Here is a 2,202-nt window from a genome sequence, read left to right on the forward strand (position 1 = left end):
CCGCTACCGCTTGCGCGGGCGTTGCGCTGATTTTGCCGGATGAATTGGCGCTGGGCGCTGCAAGCGGGCGGCCGAGCCTGGCGATCAGCTCGCCGCCAAAGCCCCTCGGCATGCGCAAGGCAATCGTATCGAGCCCGGCGGTGACCAGCGGATGGATGCCGTTGCCGGGCCGTTGCGGCAGCACCAGCGTCAGCGGACCTGGCCAGAATGCCAGCGCCAGTTTCCTGGACAGCGGATCGAACAACGCGAGGCGCTCTGCCATCGCCATATCCGCGACATGGGCGATCAGCGGATTGAAGCGCGGGCGCCCCTTGGCTTCGAAGATGCGCGCCACGCCGATGCCGTTGGTGGCGTCGCCGGCCAGCCCGTAGACGGTTTCCGTCGGGATGGCGACGACATCGCCTTCCATGAGCAGCGCCAGCGCCCGCTCCAGCGCCTCGCCCGAGCCAAGTATTTCAGCCACTCTCGTCACCTCACAGATGCGGGGTGCGTAGTACGATGGCGGCCGTTGGGCAAGCCGCTGTTGGGTAACCGATTGTTGGCGAGCAGGAGCATTGGCGATTTATCAATCCCTAAAATGCTATGTTTCCACGAAAGCCGGCATCAATTCCGGCCTGCTATCGAAGAGCTTCTGGGCAAAGGGGAGCGACATCAGTGTCTGCGCGTATCCTGCTGGGTATCATTCTTGCTGTTGCGGCCGGCGAAGCCCAGGCGTCATCCCTGGTTTTTCCAGGCACGCCATCCTCCACACCATCGATCGTCAGGATCGGCGCCCCCAACCAGCCTGGAACCGCCGATGCGGTCAACGCCAGCGATGCGCTGTCGGTGGTGGCAAAAGGGGAAGCGCAGCCCGACGTCACCGATGAAAAGGTGGCGGCGATCCCGGACAAGCCCGCGACCGGGCACGGCTTCCAGCCAGGCCCGATGGTCATTCGTGGCGGCGTTACCGGTCCCGATTTCCCTGCACCGGCGCCAACCGCTGCACCAGCGACAGGTGCCGAGCCGGCCGCTGGCACGGCGCCGGCAACGGCCACCGCCTCCGCAGCCCCCTCAGGGAACGCCGAGAACCAACCCACGCCGCCGAGCGCTCCGGCGCCGGCAGCAGGGCAGCACATGCCTCCCAACGGCTACACCAAATAGCCCCGGCTCAAAGACAGCCGACATCGATGGCGTGACTTGACGGTGGTCTGGCGCCCGGCGCACCATTGCCAGGCAAACCCCGTTCTAGGCATTTCTGGCAGACGGGATTTCATCGCTAGGGGTAAAGGGGGTGATCATGAGAAAATCTGGAATCGTAACCGGGGCAGGCCTTCTGCTGGCGTCATTGCTTGGCGTCGTCGCGGCTCATGCCGACGATATGCTGGGATCCTATGTCGCGCGCATTTCCGATCGCGACCATCAGGCGAGTGACGGCTATGCGCTGGACAATGCCGCGCAGATGGTGCGGCAGGACCGCGCCAACTGGCACAAATTCCACCGCCGTGACAGCGACGACGAGGCTGATGGCTGGTTCAGGACCAACGGCCAGCGCGCCGACCTGCAACGCATGCTGGAACGCGGCGGTGCGATGAGTTCCTCGACCAAGCGCGCCATCGTCAATGGCGAACCGCTGATCCAGGTCGATGTCTACGAAAACAGCGTGCGCGTCAGCATTCTCGAGAACTGACCGTCGCCGGGGCGGCTGACCATCGGCTTCGGGGGACGGCTGATAGGAGAAGGCGGCGCCTCAGCGCCGCCTTGCCATCGATAGATTCGGCGGCTGAAAAAATCAGGCCGCTTCTTCCTTGTCGTCATCTTCTTCGGACTCGTCGCCTTCAGCCTTCACGCTGTCCTCGGCGTCTTCTTCGTCTTCATCTTCGTCGTCATCAGACAGGTCAGCGGCTTCGACCGCTGCTGCGGCGGCATGATCGAGGATGGTTTCGGAAGCGGATTCAAACGCCTCGGCGGGAGCCGGGGTTTCTTCTGTCACTTCGATTTCGTGATCGGAATTCATGGAAGCCTCCGTGGGGTTGGGGAACATGTCCCTTTTGCCACGGAGAGATCATCGCCATATGACTGTAAGCCGGCTCGAACGGCCGGCGGCAGAGAATATTTTCTTCGCCTTAGCCTGCGAGCCTGGAGAAATCCGCGACCTGGCCGGTGGCCGCGCGGATGCGGGCGAGCAGCGCGAGGCGGTTTGCACGCACCGCCTGATCCTCATCG

The 2,202-nt window shown here is 63.7% G+C and carries 4 protein-coding genes; 2 read left to right on the top strand and 2 right to left on the bottom strand.

Annotation, left to right across the window (positions count from 1 at the left end; translation table 11 throughout):
- Positions 1 to 463 (bottom strand): L-threonylcarbamoyladenylate synthase (locus EN750_RS30835; RefSeq protein ID WP_145968070.1); only part of this gene is annotated, 463 nt, incomplete at its 3' end.
- A gap of 191 nt (positions 464 to 654) precedes the next feature.
- Here EN750_RS30835 and EN750_RS30840 point away from each other — a divergent pair.
- Together EN750_RS30840 and EN750_RS30845 are read left to right on the top strand one after the other, a co-directional pair.
- Positions 655 to 1,140: a hypothetical protein gene (locus EN750_RS30840; RefSeq protein ID WP_127398982.1), complete on the top strand. Its 486-nt coding sequence runs from the start codon at positions 655 to 657 to the stop codon at positions 1,138 to 1,140.
- A 136-nt stretch (positions 1,141 to 1,276) separates the two neighbouring features.
- The gene (locus tag EN750_RS30845) at positions 1,277 to 1,666 is read left to right on the top strand and encodes a hypothetical protein (RefSeq protein ID WP_127271781.1); all 390 of its coding nucleotides are present in this window, start codon (positions 1,277 to 1,279) and stop codon (positions 1,664 to 1,666) included.
- Between the two features lie 102 nt (positions 1,667 to 1,768).
- Here the strand turns inward: EN750_RS30845 and EN750_RS30850 are convergent, their stop codons facing one another.
- Entirely contained in the window at positions 1,769 to 1,993 is a 225-nt protein-coding gene (locus tag EN750_RS30850) for an ATPase (protein ID WP_127398983.1), read from the bottom strand.
- Positions 1,994 to 2,202 lie beyond the last annotated feature (209 nt).

It is taken from the genome of Mesorhizobium sp. M7A.F.Ca.ET.027.03.2.1 (assembly GCF_003999175.1).
Classification (GTDB): Bacteria; Pseudomonadota; Alphaproteobacteria; order Rhizobiales; family Rhizobiaceae; genus Mesorhizobium.

What these genes read in the sequence shown, in the direction of transcription:
- EN750_RS30845 (WP_127271781.1), top strand. Translation starts at nt 1,277, where the DNA reads ATGAGAAAATCTGGAATCGTAACCGGGGCAGGCCTTCTGCTGGCGTCA.
- EN750_RS30850 (WP_127398983.1), bottom strand. Translation starts at nt 1,993, where the DNA reads ATGAATTCCGATCACGAAATCGAAGTGACAGAAGAAACCCCGGCTCCC.